Below are 21,155 nucleotides of genomic sequence, written 5' to 3' on the forward strand. Positions count from 1 at the left end.
CGACCATGATCGAGTTCGAGCGGGTCTCGAAGACGTATCCCGACGGGACGGTCGCGGTCGACGGTCTCGATCTGACCGCCCCGAACGGTGAGATCACGGTCCTGGTCGGGCCGTCGGGATGTGGCAAGACCACGACGATGCGGATGGTCAACCGACTGATCGACCCGACCGAGGGTCGCATCACCCTCGACGGCACCGACACAGCGTCGATCGACGCCGTCACGCTGCGCCGCCGCATCGGGTACGTCATCCAGAACGCCGGGCTGTTCCCGCACCGCACCGTGGTCGACAACGTCGCCGCCCTGCCGCGCCTGCTCGGCGGCGGCAAGAAGCAGACCCGTGCCGCGGCGATGGACCTGCTCGAGCGCGTCGGGCTCGACGCGACGTTCGCCAAGCGGTATCCGTGGCAGCTCTCCGGCGGACAGCAACAGCGGGTCGGTGTCGCGCGAGCGCTCGCGACCGACCCGCCGTTCCTGCTGATGGACGAGCCCTTCAGTGCCGTCGACCCCATCGTGCGGGCGCAGCTGCAGGACGAGTTCCTGCGCCTCCAGGCCGACATCTCGAAGACGATCATCCTGGTCACCCACGACATCGACGAGGCGCTCAAACTCGGCGACCGTGTCGCGGTGCTCCGTCAGGGCGGCCGGCTGGCCCAGGTCGCCACACCGGCCGAGCTCCTCGAGGCGCCGGCCGATGCGTTCGTCGCCGACTTCGTCGGCAGCACACGGGGATACCGCTCACTCGGCTTCCGGTTCGGTGACGACGAGCTCATCCCGCAGACCGAGCCGACGGTCACCCTCGGCGAACCCGTCGGTGAGATCGACGGCCGTTGGGCCCTGGCCGTCGGTGCCGAGGGCCGGCCGGTCGGGTGGGTCGACGCCTCGGCGGTCGGGACCCGCGCGGTGGAGTCGGACGACATCAACCTCGCCGGCACGGTCGCGCGCGCCGACAGCCCGCTGCGCGAACTGCTCAACTCGGCGCTGTCGAGTCCGGCGGGCCGCTGCGTGATCGTCGACGACGACGGTGTTCTCGTCGGTTCGGTGACCGATACCGATGTGCTGGCGGCGATCCGCCGGGCGCGGGCGAGCGAGGGTGCGGCGTGAGCAAGATCCTCGACTGGGTCGGCGACAACTACGGGCTCGTGTGGTCGCTGACGGTCAGCCACATCTGGCTGACGCTGATACCGACCGCCATCGGTCTGCTCATCGCACTACCGCTGGGCTGGTGGGCGTATCGCTCGCGCCGGAGCTACACCCCGATCGTCGGTGTCGCGGGCCTGTTCTACACGATCCCGTCGCTGGCGCTGTTCATCTTCCTACCGCCGGTGATCGGCACCAAGATCCTCGATCCCATCAATGTCGTTCTGGCGCTGACGATCTACACCGTGGCGTTGCTCGTGCGCGTCGTCGCCGACGGACTGGCGTCGGTGCCCGTGGAGACCGTCCTCGCCGCGCGCGCCATGGGGTACCGGACGTGGCAGATCCTGTTCCTGGTGGAGCTGCCGGTCGCGGTGCCCGTGATCAGCGCCGGACTCCGGGTCGCGGTGGTGTCGAACGTGTCGATCGTGACCCTTGCCGCGCTGCTCGGCATCTCGCAGCTCGGGTCGTTGTTCACCCAGGGTCTCCAGCTGCAGCTCTACGGCCCGCTGGTGTCGGGCGTGGTGATGTGTGTGGTCCTCGCGGTGATCTTCGACGTGGCGATCCAGATCGCGAACCGCATCGCCACGCCGTGGCGTGAACGGGTCGTGACCTCGTGAACGTGCCGGGCTGGTTCGCCGACAGCTCCCACTGGACCGGGCCCGACGGTGTGCCGGCCCAGATCGGCCACCACCTCGTCTACACCCTGCTCGCACTGGGCATCTCGCTCGTGATCGCCGTGCCGCTGGGGATGTTCGTCGGCTACACCGGTCGGGGCGGAGGGCTCGTGGTGGGTTCGGCCAACGCCCTGCGCGCGCTCCCGACCCTCGGTGCGCTGGTGCTGCTGTTCCTGCTCATCTCCTCGAGTGTCAGCGGGCAGGCGGTCTACCTGATCCCGACGACCGCCGTGCTCGTGTTGCTCGGGGTGCCACCGATTCTCGCCGGAACCTACGCCGGCATCCAGAACGCCGACTCGGGAGCGGTGGGCGCCGCGCGGGCGATGGGCTACACCCGCGCCCAGATCCTGATGCGCGTCCAGTTGCCGTGCGCGCTGCCGCTGATGCTGTCCGGGATCCGCAGCGCGACACTCCAGATCGTCTCGACCGCCACCGTCGCGGCCTACGTCGGGCTGCAGGGCCTCGGTCGGTTCATCCTCGACGGGCGCGCCGAGGCCGATTTCACGAAGATGACCGCAGGTGCCCTCCTCGTCGCGGTTCTCGCGATAGCGTTCGAGGTGTTGTTCGCCCTGCTCGGTCGATTCACGATCTCGCCCGGTCTGCGACGTTCCGAGGCCTCGGCGACCCGTTCACGCCCCTCGCCGGCGATCCCGGTGGCGGCGCCGGGCACGTGAACCCTCGCCCCGCGCACCCACCCCACAGTCGTCCACCCCAGCGTCACCACATCGAGGAGAACCCATGAAGAAGACCACCCTGGTCGCGGCCGCCATCGCCGCCGCGACCGTCATGACCGTCTCGGCCTGTGGTGGCGACCCGCTCAACAGCAGCACCGACCAGTCGGGTTCGTCGGGTTCGCAGATCATCATCGGCTCCGCCGATTTCACCGAGAGCCAGCTCGTCGGTGAGATCTACGCCCAGGCCCTGCAGTCCAAGGGTGTCGCGGTGAAGACCCAGTTCAACATCGGCAGCCGCGAGGTGTACTTCACGGCGCTGAAGGACTCGTCGATCGACCTCGTGCCCGAGTACACCGGCGCGCTGCTGAAGTACCTGGACGAGAAGTCGACGGCGTCGACCCCGCAGGCGGTGGACGCCGAACTCACCCAGAAGCTGCCCGAGGGCATCGTGGGCCTGACCCCCTCGCCCGCCGAGGACAAGGACGCGATCTGCGTCACCCAGGACACCGCCTCGAAGTACAAGCTCGCGAAGGTCTCCGATCTGGCGCCGGTCGCAGGAGAACTGGCGTTGGGCGCCGCTCCGGAGTTCAAGACCCGTGTGCAGGGCGTGGTCGGCCTGAAGGACGTCTACGGCGTCACCTTCAAGAGCTTCGTACCGCTCGACGCCGGCGGCACGCTCACGATGAACGCGCTCACCAGCGGACAGGTGCAGGCGGCCAACCTCTTCACCACCGACCCGGGCATCGCCAAGAACAAGCTGATCGCCCTGACCGACGACAAGTCGCTGTTCTCGGCGCAGAACGTGTTGCCCGTCATCAAGAAGTCGAAGCAGACCGACACCGTGACCACCACGTTGAACGCGGTGTCGGCGAAGCTGACCACCGCCGATCTGATCACCCTGAACGGACAGGCCGCCGACGGCACCAAGCCCGCCGACATCGCCAAGCAGTGGTTGGCGGCGCACCCCGTCTGACAAAGGGGACGTGGTCGTTCTCCGCGCGAACGAGTTGTGGTACTTTTCGGTACCGGACATTCGCGACAGATGGAGACCACGTGATGCCACGCATCGGCCGTACCGCCCTGATCAGCCGCCGCGGCCTGACCGCCGCGATCGCGACCCTCGCCGCCACGGCGGGGGTCGTGGTCGGTGTCGCGCCCGGCGCCGCCGCGCCCACCACCGGCTCGGCGGCGTTGCTGCCCCCGAACACCGTGCTGTCGCCACCGTCGTTGCTCAACGCGCCGTATGTCGACATCCTCGCCGCCACCGTCGACTACCGACCGGCGTTGGGGCGGGTGTCGGCCACCGTGTTCCTCCGGGGCGCGCCCGCCCCGGCGGCGCTCGGCGGTCCCGCCTACAGCATCACCCTGCGTGGCCCGTTCATCGGGCGGGGCGCGTCGATCGGTGCCGGCGTGGTCGGGGTGCCGGCGCGCGGTTCGCTCGCGGTGGACCGCATCGGGTCGGGGCAGGACACCGTCGTGCCCGCCCGGATCTCCTACAACGGTGCCTCGGTCGTCGTCACCGCCACCGACGACCGCCTCGCGAACCTGCCTCTCACCGCGTTCGATGTCACCGCGACCAGCGCGGGCAACGGGACGGTCACCAGCCCGCTCGGCGTCGACAGGGTGTCCGGCCGACTCGGCGGCTGAGCGGCCGCCGGACGGGTCCGCGTGATGTCGTTCGGCGGGGGCGTGCGAACTGCAATACTTCTCCGGACACGTCCGTTCGGAATCGCCTCAGGGGTCTGTATGCATCGCACTGCTCGTCGTTCCGTCGCTCGTCTGTCCGCCGTCGCGCTCGCCGGCTTGGCCGCGGTGACCGGCGTGGTGACCGCCGCCGGACCGGCGTCGGCGGCGTCGGTGACGGTGCGGTCCCCTATCGAGGCGGTCGTCGGCAGCGTCGACATCACCTCGACCACGGTCGACTACGACCGCGCCGTGGGGCGCCTCGACATCACCATCGTCGTGCGCACCAAGGCAGGTGTCGGACGGGGTTACGGTCCGAACTATTCGGTGCTGCTCTACGGTCCGCGCAACGTCACCGGCGGCACCGGACAAGCCGTGGCGGCGATCTCGGCAATCGGTCGTCCGCTGCTCAAGGGCTTCCCGGTTCGCCCGGGCACCCCGGTTCCCGTCCCGCTGATCGTCAACCCGGTCGGCACCGATCAGGACCAGATCGTCCAGGTCCTGACCCGGATCATCGGCAACCGTGTGGAGTTTCGCGTCACCGACAACCGGTTGAAGAACCTGCCGCTGCGCTACTTCGACGTGCAGACGAGCCTCGACCGCAACTTCGTGGGCGGCGACTTCGCCACCACCGACACCCTCCGCGGACGCCTGCCGAACTGATCTCCGGCGAGATCACCGCCAGCTGGGCAGCCACATCTGCATGTTCCACATATGCAGGGACAGTGGCGCTCCGGTGAGGATCGGCCACATCCACACGAAGTTCATGATCACCAGGCCGATGTAGATCGACGCGACGATCGCACCGAGCATGCGGCGTTCCCGGCCGAACGTCGCCCATCGCCCGTCGGCGCCCAGCAGGTCACCGACGCACAGCGCCAACCCCATGATCAGGAACGGCGCCATCGCGGTGGCGTAGAAGAAGTACATCTGACGGTCGAGGTTGGCGAACCAGGGGAGCCACGCCGCGCCGTAGCCGACGATGACCACCGCGTACCGCCAGTCGCGGCGCAGGATCCACCGCCACAGACCCCACAGCAGCATCGGGAACGCCAGCCACCACATGGCGGGCGTGCCGATCAGCATCTGCACGCGGATGCATTCGCCGCCGCCGCACCGGTCGGGGCCGTTCTGCACGGCGTAGAGCATGGGGCGCAGGCTCATCGGCCACGTCCACGGCTTCGACTCCCACGGGTGGTGGTTGCCCGCGGAGTTGGTCAGGCCCTCGTGGAACTTCAGGATCCCGGCCTCGTAGTACCAGAGCGACCGGAAGGCGCCGGGCACCCACGAGAACGGGCCGTCGTAGCCGACGGCGTTGCCGACCTCGTAGCGGTAGACCGACGTCTCACCGGCGAACCACGGCGCGAAGCTCCCGAGGTAGACCATGATCGGCACCGCGCCGAGACTGAACCCGGCCGGGACCACGTCACGACGCAGTGTGCCCAGCCAGGGTCGCTGTACGTGGTACGCCTTGCGGTTGGCGACGTCGAACCCGACCGACAGCAGCAGGAAGAACAGCACGAAGTAGATGCCCGACCACTTGGTGGCGCATCCGAGCCCGAGCAGCACCGCGGCGCCGAAACGCCACCAGCGGAAGCCCAACCTGGGCCCGAACGGTGAGTCGGCCATGCGGCCCTCGACCGACACCCGATGCAGCCGGGCGCGCATCTGATCACGGTCGGCGACCAACGCCGCCATCGCACCGAGCACGAAGAAGATCTGGAAGATGTCGAGCATCCCGACGCGCGACGACACGAACGTCACGCCGTCGACGATCATGAACACGCCCGCGATGGCGCCGATCAGCGTCGAGCGCGTGACGCGGCGGGTGAGTCGGTAGACGATGAGGACCATGACGATGCCGACGACCGCGGACATGAACCGCCAGCCCAGCGGGGTGTAACCGAAGAGACCTTCGCCGGCGGCGATGAACCACTTGCCGACCGGCGGATGCACCACGAGGCCGTAGGCGGGGTTGTCCTCGATCCAGTTCCCGCCGGTGAGCACCTGCCAGGCCTGGGGCACGTAGTGCTTCTCGTCGAACACCGGGGTGCCGTTGTCGGTGGGGCTGGCCAGTCCCCAGAACCGGGTGATCGCGGCGATCCCGGTCAGCACCGCGGCGACGATCCATCCCCGCTTGCGGTCGTCGGCGCCGAACACCGGAGCGGGGATCGACGGCCCGGGGCGACGGCCGAGGTCCTCCGCCGCGCCGCCGTCGTCGGTCGGGCCGTCGTAGCGGTCGACCGCGTCGGTGATCGGAGGCGCGAGGGTCACGTGCTCGATCGTAGGCTGTGTGGTGATGACGACGACGGATGACGCAGCGCACGAACGGTCCGATACCGGACAGACGTCTCGAAACGGGCGCGGTGTGTTGATCCTGGCGGCGACTCCGATGGGTCAGCCCGGCGACGCCTCCCAGCGGTTGCGCGACGCGCTGGGGACCGCCGACGTGGTCGCCGCCGAGGACACCCGCCGGACCCGGTCGCTGGCCTCCGCTCTCGGGGTCGAGATCACCGGACGCATCGTCAGCTACTACGACCAGGTGGAGGCCCAGCGCACCCCGGGACTGCTCGCCGACATCGACAGCGGCCTCGCCGTGCTGCTGGTCACCGACGCGGGCATGCCGTCGGTGAGCGATCCGGGGTACCGATTGGTGCTGGCGTGCGCGCAGGCCGACCTGCCCATCACGTGCCTGCCGGGTCCGTCGGCGGTGACGACCGCGCTGGCGCTGTCGGCGCTGCCGGTCGAACGATTCTGCTTCGACGGGTTCGCGCCCCGCAAGTCCGGTGCGCGTAAGTCGTGGCTGGCCGAACTGGTCGACCAGCCGCGCACGGTCGTCTTCTTCGAGTCCCCCCATCGGCTCGCCGACTGCCTCGACGACGCCGTCGAGGTGCTGGGTCCGACCCGTCGCGCCGCGGTGTGTCGGGAGCTGACCAAGACCTACGAGGAGGTCCGGCGCGGTCCGATGGCCGAACTCGCCCGGTGGGCGCACGACGGCGTGCGCGGGGAGATCACCGTCGTGATCGAGGGCGCGCAACCGGTGGTGGCCGATCTGGAGACCCTCGTCGACGCGGTGGAGGCACTCGTCGCCGACGGCGCGCGACTCAAGGACGCGTGCGCCGAGATCGCCGCGCGCGGTGGTGCCGGCAAACGCGAGCTGTACCAGGCGGCGTTGGCCCGTCGGTGAACCCGGCAGCGGTCAGCCGCCGACGTGGCGCAGGCCCACGATGCTCGCGGCCTTGTCGAGGCATTCCTGCCACTCCCGGTCGGGGTCGGAGTCGATGGTGATGCCGCCGCCGACGCCGAGCTGCATCGAGTTGTCCGGGGCGATCTCGACGGTGCGGATGGCGACGTTGAGATCGAGATCGCCGTCGGGTGCGACGACGCCGATCGCGCCGCAGTAGACGCCGCGGGCGTCTGTTTCCCACCGTCGCAGCAACTCTCGCGCGCGCACCTTGGGTGCCCCGGTCACCGACCCCGGCGGGAACGTCGCGTCGAGCAGTTGCGTCGTCCCCACCGCGGAGGTCACCCGCGCGGCGACGCTGGACACGAGGTGCCAGACCCCCGGTGCCGGCCTGGTCACCAACAGTTCCGGCACCGTCACCGATCCCGCGACGGCCACGCGTCCGAGGTCGTTGCGGACGAGGTCGACGATCATGATGTTCTCGGCGACGTCCTTGACCGAGGTGAGCAGCGCGGCCGGATCGGTCGAGGCGGGGACGGTGCCCTTGATGGGACTCGACACGACGTCCTCACCCGTGCGCCGCAGGAAGGTCTCCGGCGAGAACGACACCACCGAGCCCCACCCGCCGGAGAGGAACGCCGCCTTGCGCGGAGCCAGCGCCGCGATGCCCGTGCGCGCCACATCGATCGCCGCACCGCGCAGGTCGCCGCGATAGCGCGTGCAGACACACGCCTGGTAGACCTCGCCGGCCCTGATCGCGGCCAGGCAGGCGCCGATGGCCTCGTCGTGCGGCTCGCGTGGGGGAGCGGTCCACGAGGTCGTCCACGGCCGAGGTGGATCAGCGGCGGGATTCGGGGTGAGACACGCGCGAATCCAGCCGGGGCAGGGTGTTCCGGTGATCGTCCGATAGGCCCACCGGTCGTCGTCGTGCACGAGCACCCCGTCGGTCACGCCTCCGACGGCCGCGGGCAGGGCGGCCTCGGCGACGCGGTCGGGAAACGACACGTGGCCGAACCACCACCCGTGCGGTCGATCCGGCGGTGCGACACCCGCGTCGAGACGGATCGAGGGTGCGATCACCGCGGCGTGGCCCAGCCAGTCGCCGATCACCGCGGCGGGTCCGGGCCGACCCGCGAGCCGCGTCGCGTCGTCGAGTCGACCGAGCACGTCGACCGGAGCGGGCCCGGGACCGAGGTCCTCGGCCGCGTGGGTCACGTCAACTCTTGGTGTCGTACCGCGGGAACACCGGCGACGGCGCGGGCAACGTGACACCCGCGGCGAGGCGGTCGGCGATCGAGGCGAAGGTGCGCGACTCGGCGTCGACGGCGAGGAGATCGAGGATCTTCCCGGTGGCGTCGGGCATGACCGGCTGGGCGAGCAGCGCGACGATGCGCACCACCTCGGCGCACACCCACAGCACGGTCCCGGCACGGTCGAGATCGACCTTCACCAGCTTCCATGGCTCCTGCGCCGAGATGTAGCGGTTGGTCTCGGCGAGCACCTCCCACAGGGCTTCGAGCGCGAGATGCAATGCCTGGTCATCGAACTCGGCGCGCACCGTCTCGAGCAGGCCGTCGGCTCGGGCGAGCAGGGCGGCGTCGTCGTCGGTGAGGGCGCCGGGCGTCGGCACGGTGTGGTCGTAGTTCTTGCCGATCATCGACAGCGACCGCTGCGCCAGGTTGCCCAGCTCGTTGGACAGGTCGGCGTTGATGCGGGCGACGATCGCCTCGTGGCTGTAGGACCCGTCCTGCCCGTAGGACACCTCGCGCAGCAGGAAGTACCGCAGCGGGTCGAGGCCGTACTGCTCGACGAGGGTGTACGGATCGACGACGTTGCCCACCGACTTGGACATCTTCTCGCCCTTGTTGAACAGGAACCCGTGTGCGAACACACGTTTGGGCAGTTCGATGCCCGCGCTCATCAGGAACGCCGGCCAGTACACGCAGTGGAACCGGACGATGTCCTTGCCGATGATGTGCAGATCGGCGGGCCAGAACCGGGCGAACGCATCGGGGTCGGTGTCCGGGAAGCCCACGCCGGTCAGGTAATTGGTGAGGGCGTCGACCCACACGTACATCACGTGATCGGGATCGCCGGGCACCGGCACGCCCCAGTCGAACGTGGTGCGCGAGATCGACAGGTCGCGCAGGCCGCCCGAGACGAAGCTCGCCATCTCGTTGCGCCGCGTCGCCGGTCCGATGAACTCCGGGTGCGACTCGTAGAGCTCGAGGAGCTTGTCCCCGTATGCCGACAGCCGGAAGAAGTAGCTCGATTCCTCGGTCCACTCCACCGGGGTCCCGGTCGCGGTGGCCGTGCGGCTGCCGTCGGGCGCCACGGTGAGTTCGTCGTCGGCGTAGTAGGCCTCGTCGCGCACCGAGTACCAGCCGCTGAACGTGTCGAGATAGATGTCGCCGTTGTCGGCCATCCGCTGCCAGATCGCCTGCGACGCCGTCGTGTGGTCGTCGTCGGTGGTGCGGATGAAGCGGTCGAAGCTGCTGCCGAGTGCACGCTGCAGATCGCGGAATGCGGCGGCGTTGCGGTCGGCGAGGGCTCGGGTCTCGATGCCCTGCGCCGCCGCGGTCTGCTGCATCTTCTGCCCGTGCTCGTCGGTGCCGGTGAGGAAGTAGACGTCGAACCCGTCGAGCCGCTTGAACCGGGCGATCGCGTCGGCCGAGATGTACTCGTAGGCGTGCCCGATGTGCGGTACGCCGTTCGGGTAGGCGATCGCGGTGGTGATGTAGAACGGTGTCTTCGCTGCCGATGCCATGGTGGGGAGAGCTTATCGGTCCACCCGTGCGGGCTCAGGCGCGGCGGAAGTTGGCGAACAACTCCGAGGTGATCTGAGGCCACAGCGGCTCGGGCAGATCGTGGCCCATGCCGTCGATGAGCACCAGCTTCGACCCCGTCACCGCGTGCGCGATGGCCTTGCCGCCCGAGGGCCGCATCAGACCGTCGGCCTTCCCGTGGATGACCACGGTCGGCGCGGTGACCTTCCGGGCGTAGCGGCGCAGGCTGCCGCTGCCCATCACCGCGGTCATCTGCCGCATCACCCCGGCCGGGTTGTGCGACCGGTCGTGGTACTCGGTGGCCATCGCGAGGGCCTCGGCGTCGCTCAGCGGGTAGGCGGGGCTGCCGATGGTCTGCATCGCCTTCGCCGATCCGGCGATGTACTGCTCGCGGGTGGCGCCTTTGCCCGGACCCGAGATCAGCGCGAGGAGCTTGCGGGGATCGGGTGGTGGGAGCAGGGCCTGCAGCGTGCTGGAGAACAGGATCGCGAGGGAGAGAACGCGCTCGGGATACTTGCCGCCGACGACCTGCGCGATCATCCCGCCCATCGACGCCCCGACCACATGGGCGCGCTCGATGCCGAGATGGTCGAGGACCCCGATGGCGTCGGCGGCCATGTCCGGGACGGTGTAGGGCACCGAGCTCCCGATGCCCAACTCGGTCTTCACCATCCGCGCGATCATCGACCCGCCGACACGGACGCCGTCGAGGTGGGTCGACAGACCGATGTCGCGGTTGTCGAAACGGATGACCCGAAGGTTCTCGGCGGCGAGCAGCTCGCAGAACCCCGACGGCCACATGGTGAGTTGCGCGGAGAGGCCCATGATCAGCAGCACCGGCGGGGCGTCGAGGGGCCCGGTGTCCTCGTAGTAGATGTCGAGGTCGCCGACGCGAGCGGTTCCGGTGCGGGTGTCGTTCCGACTCATCCGACCGACGCTAGCGGCTCACCGAACCGGTCGCGGGAGCGGCAACCCCTTCGACGCCAGCACCGCGCGCAGGCGGTCGGGGTAGTCGGTGATGAGGCCGTCGACGCCGAGGTCGATGAAGTGGGCCATCGTCGCCGGGTCGTCGACGGTCCAGGGGATCACCGCCAGGCCGACGCGATGGGCGTCGGCGACCATCCGGGCGTCGGGGTAGGGCACGAAGCCGGCGTCGCCGATGGCGCCGTCCTGCGGGGTGCCCTGCACTGGTGAGATGGCGGTGACGCCGGGGATCGCGCGGGCGGTGCGCACCAGGTCGCCGCCGAAGTCGTCGGCGTCGAGACCGCCGAGCCACGGTGAGCGTCCCGGTTGGCCGACCTGGAGGAAGTCCCTGTTGGTCAGGGCGATCAGGGGCAGTCGGGGGTCGAGTCGGTGCATGACCCGCAGTGCGCCCCAGTCGAAACTCTCGATGCTGATCTGGCGGGCGAGGCCCGACCGGGCGATCTCGTCATGGACGCGACCGACGAACAGTTCGCGCGGTTGGGTCTGCTCGGGCGATCCGGCCTCGACCTTCGTCTCGATGTTCATCCGCACGCCGAACGCCCGACGCTCGCGGATGAGGTCGAACAGCTGGTGCAGTTCGAGGAGTTTCGCGCCGGGGACACGTCGCTGGTTCGGGAACTGCGGCAGCTGTCGGTAACCGCAATCGAGAGTGCGGATCTGAGCGAGGGTGAGGTCGCGGATGTAGCGGCCGACGTACGGGAACTGCGGGTCGCCGGGGGTCGCGGGCGCGGTGTCGCGGCACTTGTCGCCCGAGATCTTGCGATCGTGGGAGATCACCACCCGGAGATCGCGGGTGACCTGGGTGTCGAGTTCGAGTGTGGTCACGCCGAGTCGCATCGCGGTGTCGAACGCCTCGAGCGTGGACTCGGTCGTCAGCCCGATGCCACCGCGATGGGCCTGCAGGTCGACGGCGCGGCGGGGTTGTCCGTGGTCACCGGGCCGGGCGTCGGCGAGGCCCGCCGTCGACGACGCGATGGTCGCGGTGACGAGCACCGCCGCGAGGAGGGTCGCGCGGCGTCGCGCGGCGCGGAGGCGAGGGGAGAACATGGGCGCCGACGCTAACGGCCTCCGGCCAACCCGACGCGAACCGGCGGTGACCACCGGGCGACACGCGATGGTCAGTGCCGTGTGCTCGGCACGGCCTTGCCGAAACAGCGACTCAGTGGACTGCTCGCGTACTCGCCGAACGCGTCGATCGGGGTGTAGCCGACGGCGATGTACAGCGCGATGGCCTCCGGCTGTCGGATGCCGGTCTCGAGCACCACGCTGGTCATACCGCGCTCGCCCGCGCGCTCCTCGAGGGCGGTGACCAGCCGGGCCGCGATCCCGCGGCGCCGACCGTCGACGTGCACGAACATCCGCTTGATCTCGCCGCGGCCGCCGCCGATGTCGCGGAGCCCGACGCAGCCGACTCCCCGGCCGTCGAGTCGGGCGACGAAGTACTCCGCGCCGGCGACGACCGGGTCGGGGGAGTAGTCGGGGTAGCGCTCGTTGAGGTCGGCGACGCACGCGGTCAGCAGTGCGACGAGGTCGGGATCGGAGGGGTCGACGAGTCGATCGATCGTCACCGACCCCGTCGCGGCGTCGGGGTCACGGGCGTCACCAGATGTCATCGTGAGCCGACGCTACGCGGGTGCGTGATGACGATCGGCTCGGCGTGATCAGGGGAAGTAGATGACCCCGTTGGCGAACCGCTGCAGGAACGTGTTGTTGCCCAGGCGGATCTCGTCGCTGACAGGGAGGCCGACGGCAGAGTTGACGCCGCCCTGCGCCCGCCACTTCGACAGGATCCCGCCCCAGATCTGGTGGGCGCCGGTGTTCTGCGACCAGTAGATGGTGCCGCCCTGGAAGATGCTGACCCGCGCGGGTCCCTGCCCGAATTCGTTGGTGACCGGGTAGCCCAATGCGCCGTTCTCCCAGTTCAGCGACGCCCACTTGCCGCGGATGGCACCGCTGATCTGGTGGGCGCGCCCGTAATCGACGCCGGCGTTCCAGTAGAACGCGGTGTCCTTGGCGAACACCTGGAACCGCCCGTTGTTGCGTGCGCGGAGTTCGGTGCTGCGCGGGCCGCCCCATTTCTCGACGCCCCCGCTCTCGAAGTACGCCTGCTCGATCCGGCCGCCGACATTGATGCCGTCGATGACCGTGTCCGCGGATGCGGCGCCCGCTCCCTGGCCGACCGCGGTCATCCCCGCGATCCCCGCCGCGGTCAGAACTGCTGCCCAGCGCTGCTTCGTCGTGGTCTTCATCGTGTTCTCCTAGGTTCTCGCATTCGGTCGGGATCGGTCGACCCCGCGGCGCGCGATGACCAGGTACGCCTACGTACCATCGCGTGCTTGTTCTCACTATCGGTGTGGGTGGCGATGCGTTACAGGCGCGGACACCGCGGGTGGTCGGGTCGGTCCGTTCGGCGGCGGAACGTAGGCTCGCAGCCATGGTGACCTCCCGTCCCTTTGCTCAGGTCGACGTCTTCGCATCGGGTCCGATCTCCGGGAATCCCGTCGCCGTGGTGCTCGACGCGCGGGGCCTCGACGACGACCAGATGGCCGCGTTCGCGCGCTGGACCAACCTCTCGGAGACGACGTTCGTGCTGCCACCGACCGACGTGGCCGCGGACTACCGGCTGCGGATCTTCACCCCCGGCGGCGAACTGCCGTTCGCGGGTCATCCGACGCTGGGATCGGCACATGCCTGGCTGGAGTCCGGGGGCCGCCCGCGCGCGGACGTGATCGTGCAGGAGTGCGGCGCCGGACTGATCACGATCCGCCGCGACGGCGACCGGCTCGCGTTCGCCGCGCCCCCGCTGCGTCGATCGGGACCCGTGGACGCCGACGTGCTCGCCGAGATCCGCGCGGCGCTCGGACTCCATCCCTCCGACGTGGTGGCGTCGAACTGGGTCGACAACGGGCCCGGGTGGATCGGCCTGATGCTGACCTCGGGCGAACGTGTCCTCGAGGTGCGGCCCGATCACGCCGCCCTCGGTGACCACGAGGTCGGACTCATCGGGGCCTATCGCGGCGCGGGTCACGATGCCGACTACGAGGTGCGCGCCTTCGCCCCCGGCGACGGCGTTCCCGAGGATCCGGTGACCGGCAGCCTCAACGCCGGTTTCGCCACATGGCTGCGCGCCACCGGGGAGATCCCGGCCCGTTACGTCGCGGCGCAGGGGACCGCGATGGGTCGCGCCGGGCGGGTGTTCGTCGACGACGACGGCACCGACATCTGGGTCGGTGGGGCCACTGTGTCCACCATCACCGGGACGGTCGACCTGTGAGCCGGTCGAAGCGTCGCGAGGCCCCGCCCGATCCCGAGCCGTTGAGCCCGGTGATCGACGCCCACACCCACCTCGCCGCGTGTGGTGGGCGCGATGCCGCATCGGTCGCGGCGATCCTCGACCACGCCGAGGCCGTCGGGGTGCGCGGTGTCGTGACGGTGGCCGACGACATGGTCGATGCGCGGTGGGCCGTCGCCGCCGCGGAATGGGACGACCGCGCCTGGGCCGCGACCGCGCTGCACCCGACCCACGCCGGCGACCTGAACGACGAGACGGCCGCGGAGCTGCGCGCGATGGCCGTGCATCCGCGGGTCGTCGCGGTGGGGGAGACAGGGCTCGACTACTACTGGCTCGACAAGTCCGACGACTGTGCGCCGAAATCTGTTCAGCACGAGTCGTTCCGATGGCACATCGACCTCGCCAAGGAGGTCGGCAAACCGCTGATGATCCATAACCGCGAGGCCGACCGCGACCTGCTCGACGTCCTCGCCGACGAGGGCGCCCCCGAGACGGTGATCATGCACTGCTTCTCCGGCGACGAGGCCATCGCGCGCGAGTGCGTCGAACGCGGGTACGTCCTGAGCTTCTCGGGCACCGTCAGCTTCGCCAACGCGGCGTCGTTGCAGGCCGCCGCCCGCGTGGTCCCCGACGAGCTCCTGCTCGTCGAGACCGACGCACCGTTCCTCACCCCGCATCCCTTCCGCGGGGCGCCGAACCAGTCGTACGTTCTGCCGTACACCGTGCGCGCACTCGCCGACATCCGCGGCACCGACGCGACCGAACTCGCGGCGCACCTCTACGACAACAGCCGCCGGGTCTACCGGTTGGCTTTGCCAGACCAGTAGGTCGCCGTTATCCTTCTGTGATCCTGCCGAGTCTCGCCGGATACCCGACGTCCCCGACAAGAAACTGACGTGTGTCTTTTTTAGCCAAGATCAACGATTCGAACTCCACGAAGGTGCGCGTCGCCGTCGCCGCCCTGCTCCTCACCCTTCTCGCGGGTGGCGTGATGGGCGTGGTCATGCACAAGACCGTGAAGATCGACGTCGACGGCAAGATCGTCACCGTCGCCACGATGCGTTCGTCGGTGGAGGACGTCCTCGCCGACCAGGGGTACGAGCCCGCCAGTGGTGACCTCGTCAGCCCGAAGCCGTCGGCCGGCGTGGCCGACGGTCAGACCATCACCTTTCACCGTCTGAAGACCCTGGTGATCGACGTCGACGGCACGAAGCGCGAGGTGAAGACGAACGCGGTCACCGTCGAGCAGGCGTTGGCGCAGGTGAACCTGGCGTCGCCGACGATCGACGTGCAGGCCCCGCGTACCGAGACCCTGCCCGTCGACGGTGCGGCCCTGTCGGTGACGTTGCCGAAGAAGGTCACCCTCGTCGACGCGACGAAGAAGTCGACCCCCGAGGTCGCCGCGAAGACCGTGGGCGAGTTGCTCGCCGACATGGGTACGCCGCTGGCCGGCGACGACACCGTCGTCCCCTCCGCCGACACCCCGGTCACCGCGAACATGAACATCGCCGTCACCCGCATCCGGACCGAGCAGGTCGAGGCCACCGAGCCGCTGACCGCGCCGGACAAGGAGACCCCCGACCCCGAGCTGGTCAAGGACAAGCGCGAGGTGAAGGTGCCCGGCAAGCCAGGCACCCAGCAGGTGACGTACTCGGTCACCACCGTGAACGGCAAGGAGACCAAGCGGGTCAAGCTCGGCTCGCAGGAACTCGAGCAGCCGGTCGCCGCGCAGGTCAACGTCGGCACCAAGCCCGGCGCCCCGTTCGTCCCGAACGGCTCGGTGTGGGATCAGCTGGTGCAGTGCGAGTCGACCGGCAACTGGGCCATCAACACCGGCAACGGTTTCTACGGCGGCGTGCAGTTCGACCAGAACACCTGGGACCGCTGGGGCGGCCAGGAGTACGCACCGCGCGCCGACCTCGCCACCCGCGAGGAGCAGATCGCCATCGCCGAGAAGACCCTCGCCGCCCAGGGGTGGGGCGCCTGGCCGTCGTGCTCGGCGAAATTGGGCCTGCGCTGAACGAAGACGGGCGCAGCGACCCCCAGAACTCTCCCCGGCTGCTCGGACCGGTCCAGATCCGCGCACTCGCCGCCGAATTCGGGATCCGTCCCACCAAGACCCTCGGGCAGAACTTCGTCCATGACGCCAACACGGTGCGACGCATCGTGGCCGGCGCCGACGTGGGTCCGGACGACGAGGTCCTCGAGGTCGGCCCCGGACTGGGTTCACTGACGCTGGCGCTGTTGGCCGTGGCCGGAGGTGTGACCGCGGTCGAGATCGATCCGGTGCTCGCCGGCGCGCTGCCCCGCACGATCGCCGACCACGCACCCGCGCAGGCCGACCGTCTGACCGTCGTCGGTGCCGACGCCCTGACCGTCTCGGCCGACGACCTCCCGGTGCCGCCCACCGCGCTGGTCGCGAATCTGCCCTACAACGTGGCGGTCCCGGTACTGCTGCACCTGCTCGCCGAACTCCCACAGATCCGGACCGCCCTGGTGATGGTGCAACTCGAGGTCGCCGAGCGGCTGGCCGCCACACCCGGTGGACGCATCTACGGCGTCCCCAGCGTGAAGGCCCGGTTCTTCGGTGACGTCCGCCGCGCGGGCACCGTCGGTGCGGGTGTGTTCTGGCCCGAACCGAAGGTCGAGTCGGGGCTGGTGCGCGTCGATCGACGCGAGATGCCGTGGCTCACCGACGCCGTCACCCGCCGTCGGGTGTTCGCCGTCATCGACGCGGCCTTCGCCCAACGACGCAAGACACTGCGCGCCGCGCTGGCCGGCTGGGCCGGGTCGCCCACCGAGGCCGAGCGACGCCTGCGCGCCGCCGACATCGACCCGACGCTGCGCGGTGAACGGCTCGACGTCGCCGACTACGTGCGCCTGGCCGCCGTGGCAGGCGACCCGCCGCCGAACGACTAGGCTGAACAGTCGTGCTGTCTGTCGTCCCCCGGCCCGTTCGTGTGCGGGTACCCGCCAAGATCAACCTCCACCTCGGTGTCGGTGATCTCCGCGACGACGGCTACCACCAGCTCGAGACCGTCTTCCAGGCCGTGTCGCTGAGCGACGAGGTCACCGTCGCGCCCGCCGATCGCCGATCCATCACGGTGATCGGTGACAACGCGAACGCCGTCCCCACCGATCACACGAACCTGGCCTGGACCGCGATCGACGCACTGGCCGCCATGACCGGCCACCGCGGTGAGGTCGCCGTCGAGATCACCAAGGGCATCCCGGTCGCAGGGGGCATGGCCGGTGGCAGCGCCGACGCCGCCGCGGTGCTGGTGGGCCTGACCAGGTTGTGGCGCAGCGACATCGACCGCGACGACCTGTCGTCGGTGGCCGCCGGTATCGGCAGCGACGTCCCCTTCTCGCTGCGCGGTGGCACCGCCCTCGGGACCGGCCGTGGCGAACACCTCGTCGGCGTGCTCTCGCGCGGATCGTTCCACTGGGTGATCGCGGTCGCCGGCGGTGGACTGTCGACGCCGGAGGTCTACCGCGAACTCGACCACCTGCGCGCGGGATCGGCGACCGGGGAACATCGCGCCGGCCCGCCCGACGAACTCCTGCAGGCCCTCGCCGCGGGCGACGCGCGCCGACTGGCGCCCGCCCTGTGCAACGACCTGCAACCGGCGGCCCTGTCGCTGATGCCCACGCTGCGCCGCACCCTGCGCGCGGGCACCGAGGCCGGCGCTCTGGCCGGCATCGTGTCCGGGTCGGGGCCGACGTGTGCATTCCTGTGCGACGACGCCGACCACGCGGTCGACGTCGCCGCCGAACTGGCCGGTGCCGGCGTCTGCCGTTCGGTCCGGATCGCGAGCGGTCCGGTCCCGGGCGCACGTGTGGTGCCCGACGAGACGATCGGAGACGACCGGTGAGCAACCTGGTCAACGCGGAGAAGATCAGCAAGAGCTTCGGGATCACCCCGCTGCTCGACTCGGTGAGTCTCGGTGTGCAGGAAGGTCAACGGATCGGCGTCGTCGGCCTCAACGGCGGCGGCAAGACCACGATGCTCGAGATCCTGGCCGGCATCACCGAGCCCGACTCGGGCCGCGTGTCGATCGCCGGCGGCGTCCGCATGGCGACGGTCACCCAGCGCGGCGTGCTGCCGCCCGGGTCGACCGTCGGTGACGTGGTCCTCGGGCCGCTCGACGTCGCCGAACACGAGTGGGCGTCGGATGCGCGGGTGCGCGCGGTGCTGGCGGGTATCGGTATCGACCGCCTCGACGGGGGACTCGACCGCAGCGTCGAGGAGCTGTCGGGCGGGCAGCGTCGCCGTGTCGCGCTCGCGGCGGCACTGGTGCAGGACCTCGACCTGCTGATCCTCGACGAGCCCACCAACCATCTCGACGTCGAGGGTGTGCAGTGGCTCGCCGACCACGTCGTGAACCGCCGCAGCGCGCTCGTCGTCGTCACCCACGACCGCTGGTTCCTCGACACCGTCGCCACGCGCACCTGGGAGGTCGCACACGGATCGGTGACGGAATACGAAGGCGGATACAACGACTGGATCTACGCGCGCGCCGAGCGGGGACGCCTCGCCGACGCCGCCGAGGAACGTCGCCGCAACCTCGCCCGCAAAGAACTCGCGTGGCTGCGCCGCGGGCCGCCGGCACGGACGTCGAAGCCGAAGTACCGCATCGAGGCCGCCGAGAAGTTGATCGCCGACGTCCCTCCCGTGCGAGACAGCGTCGCACTGTCGACGTTCGCCAAGCGGCGGCTCGGCCGCGTCGTCATCGAACTCGAGGACGCCACCCTGCGCACACCCGATGACCGGGTGCTGGTCGAGAACCTCACCTGGCGACTGCAGCCCGGTGAGCGCATCGGTCTGGTCGGCATCAACGGCTCCGGGAAGACCACACTGCTGCGCGCGTTGGCCGGTGAGGTACCGGTCGACCCGGGCCGTCGCAAAGAGGGCACCACGGTGTCCATCGGCTGGTTGCGACAGGAACTCGACGATCTCCCCACCGACATGCGCGTGCTCGAGGCGGTCGAGGACGTGGCCGGGCGCATCACCATCGGCGCGGGCACCAAGCAGGAGAAGGAGATCTCGGCCGGCCAGCTCGCCGAGCGCCTCGGCTTCTCCCCGGCCCGACAGCGCACCCCGGTCGGCGACCTCTCCGGTGGCGAACGTCGTCGGCTGCAGCTGACCCGTGTGCTGATGGCGCAGCCCAACGTCCTGCTGCTCGACGAGCCCACCAACGATCTCGACATCGACACCCTGCAGCAGCTCGAGGACATCCTCGACGGCTGGGCCGGGACGATGGTCGTCATCAGTCACGATCGCTACCTCATCGAGCGGATCTGCGACAGCACCTGGGCGCTCTTCGGCGATGGCGGGCTCACCAACCTTCCCGGCGGCATCGAGTCGTACCTGCAGCGCCGCGCGCGCCAGGGCGACGGTGCCACCCCGGTCTCGTCGGTGGCGGGGCGATCGGATTCGCCTGCCGCGGCACCGGTTCGGGACGCCGGAGCCGAGCGCGACGCACAGAAGGCGATGAAGCGGCTCGAACGTCAGATCGCCAAGTTCGACGCCCGCGAGACCGAGCTGCACGGACTGCTCGCCGCCGCGGCGACCGACGCCGGCCGCCTCCGCGAACTCGACTCCGAGCTCACCTCGGTGGTGGCGGAGAAGGAAGCCGCCGAAACCGAGTGGATGGAACTCGCCGAACAGTGGGGCTAGTACGGTACGTGCATGTCCTACATTCGTAGCTCGGTCGCGAACGGGGTCGGCGAGATCGTCCTCGATCGGCCCAAGGCCCTGAATGCGCTCGATCAGACCATGATCGACGACATGACCGGCGTCCTGCGACGGTGGGCCGACGACGACTCCGTCGAGACCGTGCTGGTGACCTCGGGCAGCGAGCGGGCCTTCTGCGCCGGAGGTGACATCCGCGCCATCCGCGACAACGCACTCTCCGGCGACGCGGCGGCGATCACGAAGTACTTCGGATCCGAGTACGAGCTCGACCAACTCATCGCCGAGTACCCCAAGCCCTACATCACGCTCATCGACGGCGCGGCGATGGGCGGTGGCCTCGGGATCAGCGTGCACGGCGAGATCCGCGTCGTCACCGAGAAGGCCCTGATGGCCATGCCGGAGACCGCGATCGGATTCTTCCCCGACATCGGCGCCACCTACTTCCTGCCACGTCTGCCCGCTGGAGTCGGGATGTGGCTGGGCCTCACCGGCGCCCGCGTCACCGGTTCCGACGCCGTGACCCTGGGTCTGGCAACGCATTACGTGCCCCGTGAGCGTCTCGGTGCGGTCGCCGACTCGATCCGGTCGGGTGCGCCGCTGGTCGAAGCTCTGGGGCTCGGTGTCGATGTCGACGCCGCCCACGACACCGGCCTACCGCTGACGAAGATCGCCGAATACTTCGGCGACAGCTCGGTTCCCGGGATCCTGGGCGGCCTGCGTGGCGCCGTGGGCGACGACTGGGCCGCGGAGATGGTGAGCCTCATGGCGGCAGGGTCGCCGACCAGCCTCCTGGTGACCGCCCGGCTCATCGAGCTCGGGGCCTCGTCGCTGCTCGACGAGTGCTTCGAGCGGGAGCTGCGCGCGGCCGAGAAGATCTGTGCCACTCCCGATTTCGCCGAGGGTGTGCGCGCGGTGCTCGTCGACAAGGACCGCGACCCCCACTTCAGCCCCGCCGAGGTCGATGCCGTCGACGCCGGTGAGATCGCACGTATCGTCGGCGACTGACGGGCGACTGACGGGCGACTGACGGGCGACTGACGG

At 69.8% G+C, this 21,155-nt stretch carries 21 protein-coding genes; 14 read left to right on the forward strand and 7 right to left on the reverse strand.

Annotation, left to right across the window (positions count from 1 at the left end; translation table 11 throughout):
- The first annotated feature begins 5 nt into the window (after positions 1–5).
- From OG579_RS20230 to OG579_RS20255, 6 genes are all read left to right on the forward strand, one after another.
- Complete coding sequence (locus tag OG579_RS20230; RefSeq protein ID WP_328857411.1) at positions 6–1,103, forward strand: ATP-binding cassette domain-containing protein; 1,098 nt, start codon at positions 6–8, stop codon at positions 1,101–1,103.
- On the forward strand, positions 1,100–1,756 hold the full coding sequence (locus OG579_RS20235) for an ABC transporter permease (RefSeq protein WP_238981186.1): 657 nt from the start codon (positions 1,100–1,102) through the stop codon (positions 1,754–1,756). Before OG579_RS20230 ends, OG579_RS20235 begins: the two co-directional genes overlap by 4 nt.
- 2 nt (positions 1,757–1,758) lie before the next feature.
- Positions 1,759–2,487: an ABC transporter permease gene (locus tag OG579_RS20240; RefSeq protein ID WP_045822224.1), complete on the forward strand. Its 729-nt coding sequence runs from the start codon at positions 1,759–1,761 to the stop codon at positions 2,485–2,487.
- A 64-nt stretch (positions 2,488–2,551) separates the two neighbouring features.
- A complete protein-coding gene (locus OG579_RS20245; RefSeq protein ID WP_328857412.1) occupies positions 2,552–3,460 on the forward strand; it encodes an ABC transporter substrate-binding protein in 909 nt (302 codons plus the stop codon).
- Between the two features lie 80 nt (positions 3,461–3,540).
- A complete protein-coding gene (locus OG579_RS20250; protein ID WP_328857413.1) occupies positions 3,541–4,134 on the forward strand; it encodes a hypothetical protein in 594 nt (197 codons plus the stop codon).
- A gap of 99 nt (positions 4,135–4,233) precedes the next feature.
- Entirely contained in the window at positions 4,234–4,833 is a 600-nt protein-coding gene (locus OG579_RS20255) for a hypothetical protein (RefSeq protein ID WP_328857414.1), read from the forward strand.
- A gap of 12 nt (positions 4,834–4,845) precedes the next feature.
- On the opposite strand, the gene OG579_RS20260 is transcribed toward OG579_RS20255, so the two are convergent.
- Positions 4,846–6,426: a dolichyl-phosphate-mannose--protein mannosyltransferase gene (locus tag OG579_RS20260; RefSeq protein WP_408068832.1), complete on the reverse strand. Its 1,581-nt coding sequence runs from the start codon at positions 6,424–6,426 to the stop codon at positions 4,846–4,848.
- 43 nt (positions 6,427–6,469) lie between these two features.
- Here OG579_RS20260 and rsmI point away from each other — a divergent pair, with 43 nt between their 5' ends.
- Positions 6,470–7,357 (forward strand): 16S rRNA (cytidine(1402)-2'-O)-methyltransferase, encoded by an 888-nt coding sequence (gene rsmI / locus OG579_RS20265; protein WP_328857415.1) that lies wholly within the window; start codon positions 6,470–6,472, stop codon positions 7,355–7,357.
- A 12-nt stretch (positions 7,358–7,369) separates the two neighbouring features.
- On the opposite strand, the gene OG579_RS20270 is transcribed toward rsmI, so the two are convergent.
- The 6 genes from OG579_RS20270 to OG579_RS20295 all read right to left on the reverse strand — a co-directional run bounded on the left by OG579_RS20270 (position 7,370) and on the right by OG579_RS20295 (position 13,373).
- The gene (locus OG579_RS20270) at positions 7,370–8,569 is read right to left on the reverse strand and encodes an aminodeoxychorismate synthase component I (RefSeq protein ID WP_328857416.1); all 1,200 of its coding nucleotides are present in this window, start codon (positions 8,567–8,569) and stop codon (positions 7,370–7,372) included.
- Between the two features lies 1 nt (position 8,570).
- Positions 8,571–10,121: a methionine--tRNA ligase gene (gene metG / locus OG579_RS20275; RefSeq protein ID WP_328857417.1), complete on the reverse strand. Its 1,551-nt coding sequence runs from the start codon at positions 10,119–10,121 to the stop codon at positions 8,571–8,573.
- 34 nt (positions 10,122–10,155) lie between these two features.
- A complete protein-coding gene (locus OG579_RS20280; protein ID WP_328857418.1) occupies positions 10,156–11,067 on the reverse strand; it encodes an alpha/beta fold hydrolase in 912 nt (303 codons plus the stop codon).
- Between the two features lie 18 nt (positions 11,068–11,085).
- The gene (locus OG579_RS20285; protein WP_328857419.1) at positions 11,086–12,171 is read right to left on the reverse strand and encodes a glycerophosphodiester phosphodiesterase family protein; all 1,086 of its coding nucleotides are present in this window, start codon (positions 12,169–12,171) and stop codon (positions 11,086–11,088) included.
- A 71-nt stretch (positions 12,172–12,242) separates the two neighbouring features.
- The gene (locus tag OG579_RS20290; protein WP_045821969.1) at positions 12,243–12,737 is read right to left on the reverse strand and encodes a GNAT family N-acetyltransferase; all 495 of its coding nucleotides are present in this window, start codon (positions 12,735–12,737) and stop codon (positions 12,243–12,245) included.
- Positions 12,738–12,785: 48 nt separating this feature from the next.
- On the reverse strand, positions 12,786–13,373 hold the full coding sequence (locus tag OG579_RS20295) for an LGFP repeat-containing protein (RefSeq protein ID WP_328857420.1): 588 nt from the start codon (positions 13,371–13,373) through the stop codon (positions 12,786–12,788).
- 185 nt (positions 13,374–13,558) lie between these two features.
- Here OG579_RS20295 and OG579_RS20300 point away from each other — a divergent pair, with 185 nt between their 5' ends.
- The 7 genes from OG579_RS20300 to OG579_RS20330 all read left to right on the forward strand — a co-directional run bounded on the left by OG579_RS20300 (position 13,559) and on the right by OG579_RS20330 (position 21,119).
- Positions 13,559–14,398 (forward strand): PhzF family phenazine biosynthesis protein, encoded by an 840-nt coding sequence (locus OG579_RS20300; RefSeq protein WP_328857421.1) that lies wholly within the window; start codon positions 13,559–13,561, stop codon positions 14,396–14,398.
- Positions 14,395–15,243, forward strand: a complete 849-nt coding sequence (locus OG579_RS20305; RefSeq protein ID WP_328857422.1) for a TatD family hydrolase — start codon at positions 14,395–14,397, stop codon at positions 15,241–15,243. The genes OG579_RS20300 and OG579_RS20305 overlap by 4 nt, the downstream gene beginning before the upstream one ends.
- A gap of 71 nt (positions 15,244–15,314) precedes the next feature.
- The gene (locus OG579_RS20310; protein WP_328857423.1) at positions 15,315–16,436 is read left to right on the forward strand and encodes a transglycosylase family protein; all 1,122 of its coding nucleotides are present in this window, start codon (positions 15,315–15,317) and stop codon (positions 16,434–16,436) included.
- Positions 16,400–17,335, forward strand: coding sequence for a 16S rRNA (adenine(1518)-N(6)/adenine(1519)-N(6))-dimethyltransferase RsmA (rsmA, locus tag OG579_RS20315; protein WP_328859307.1), 936 nt, complete (start codon positions 16,400–16,402; stop codon positions 17,333–17,335). The genes OG579_RS20310 and rsmA overlap by 37 nt, the downstream gene beginning before the upstream one ends.
- An 11-nt stretch (positions 17,336–17,346) precedes the next feature.
- A complete protein-coding gene (locus tag OG579_RS20320) occupies positions 17,347–18,291 on the forward strand; it encodes a 4-(cytidine 5'-diphospho)-2-C-methyl-D-erythritol kinase (protein WP_328857424.1) in 945 nt (314 codons plus the stop codon).
- Positions 18,288–20,096, forward strand: a complete 1,809-nt coding sequence (locus OG579_RS20325; protein ID WP_045821974.1) for an ABC-F family ATP-binding cassette domain-containing protein — start codon at positions 18,288–18,290, stop codon at positions 20,094–20,096. The genes OG579_RS20320 and OG579_RS20325 overlap by 4 nt, the downstream gene beginning before the upstream one ends.
- A 12-nt stretch (positions 20,097–20,108) precedes the next feature.
- Positions 20,109–21,119: an enoyl-CoA hydratase/isomerase family protein gene (locus OG579_RS20330; RefSeq protein ID WP_328857425.1), complete on the forward strand. Its 1,011-nt coding sequence runs from the start codon at positions 20,109–20,111 to the stop codon at positions 21,117–21,119.
- The last annotated feature ends 36 nt before the right edge of the window (positions 21,120–21,155 follow it).

It is taken from the genome of Williamsia herbipolensis (assembly GCF_036153515.1).
GTDB lineage: Bacteria > Actinomycetota > Actinomycetes > Mycobacteriales > Mycobacteriaceae > Williamsia_A > Williamsia_A herbipolensis.

Coding starts and splice junctions, on each gene's coding strand:
- OG579_RS20290 (WP_045821969.1), bottom strand. CDS start 12,737: ATGACATCTGGTGACGCCCGTGACCCCGACGCCGCGACGGGGTCGGTG.
- OG579_RS20295 (WP_328857420.1), bottom strand. CDS start 13,373: ATGAAGACCACGACGAAGCAGCGCTGGGCAGCAGTTCTGACCGCGGCG.
- OG579_RS20245 (WP_328857412.1), top strand. CDS start 2,552: ATGAAGAAGACCACCCTGGTCGCGGCCGCCATCGCCGCCGCGACCGTC.
- OG579_RS20255 (WP_328857414.1), top strand. CDS start 4,234: ATGCATCGCACTGCTCGTCGTTCCGTCGCTCGTCTGTCCGCCGTCGCG.
- OG579_RS20300 (WP_328857421.1), top strand. CDS start 13,559: ATGGTGACCTCCCGTCCCTTTGCTCAGGTCGACGTCTTCGCATCGGGT.
- metG (WP_328857417.1), bottom strand. CDS start 10,121: ATGGCATCGGCAGCGAAGACACCGTTCTACATCACCACCGCGATCGCC.
- OG579_RS20280 (WP_328857418.1), bottom strand. CDS start 11,067: ATGAGTCGGAACGACACCCGCACCGGAACCGCTCGCGTCGGCGACCTC.
- rsmI (WP_328857415.1), top strand. CDS start 6,470: ATGACGACGACGGATGACGCAGCGCACGAACGGTCCGATACCGGACAG.
- OG579_RS20285 (WP_328857419.1), bottom strand. CDS start 12,171: ATGTTCTCCCCTCGCCTCCGCGCCGCGCGACGCCGCGCGACCCTCCTC.
- OG579_RS20230 (WP_328857411.1), top strand. CDS start 6: ATGATCGAGTTCGAGCGGGTCTCGAAGACGTATCCCGACGGGACGGTC.
- OG579_RS20330 (WP_328857425.1), top strand. CDS start 20,109: ATGTCCTACATTCGTAGCTCGGTCGCGAACGGGGTCGGCGAGATCGTC.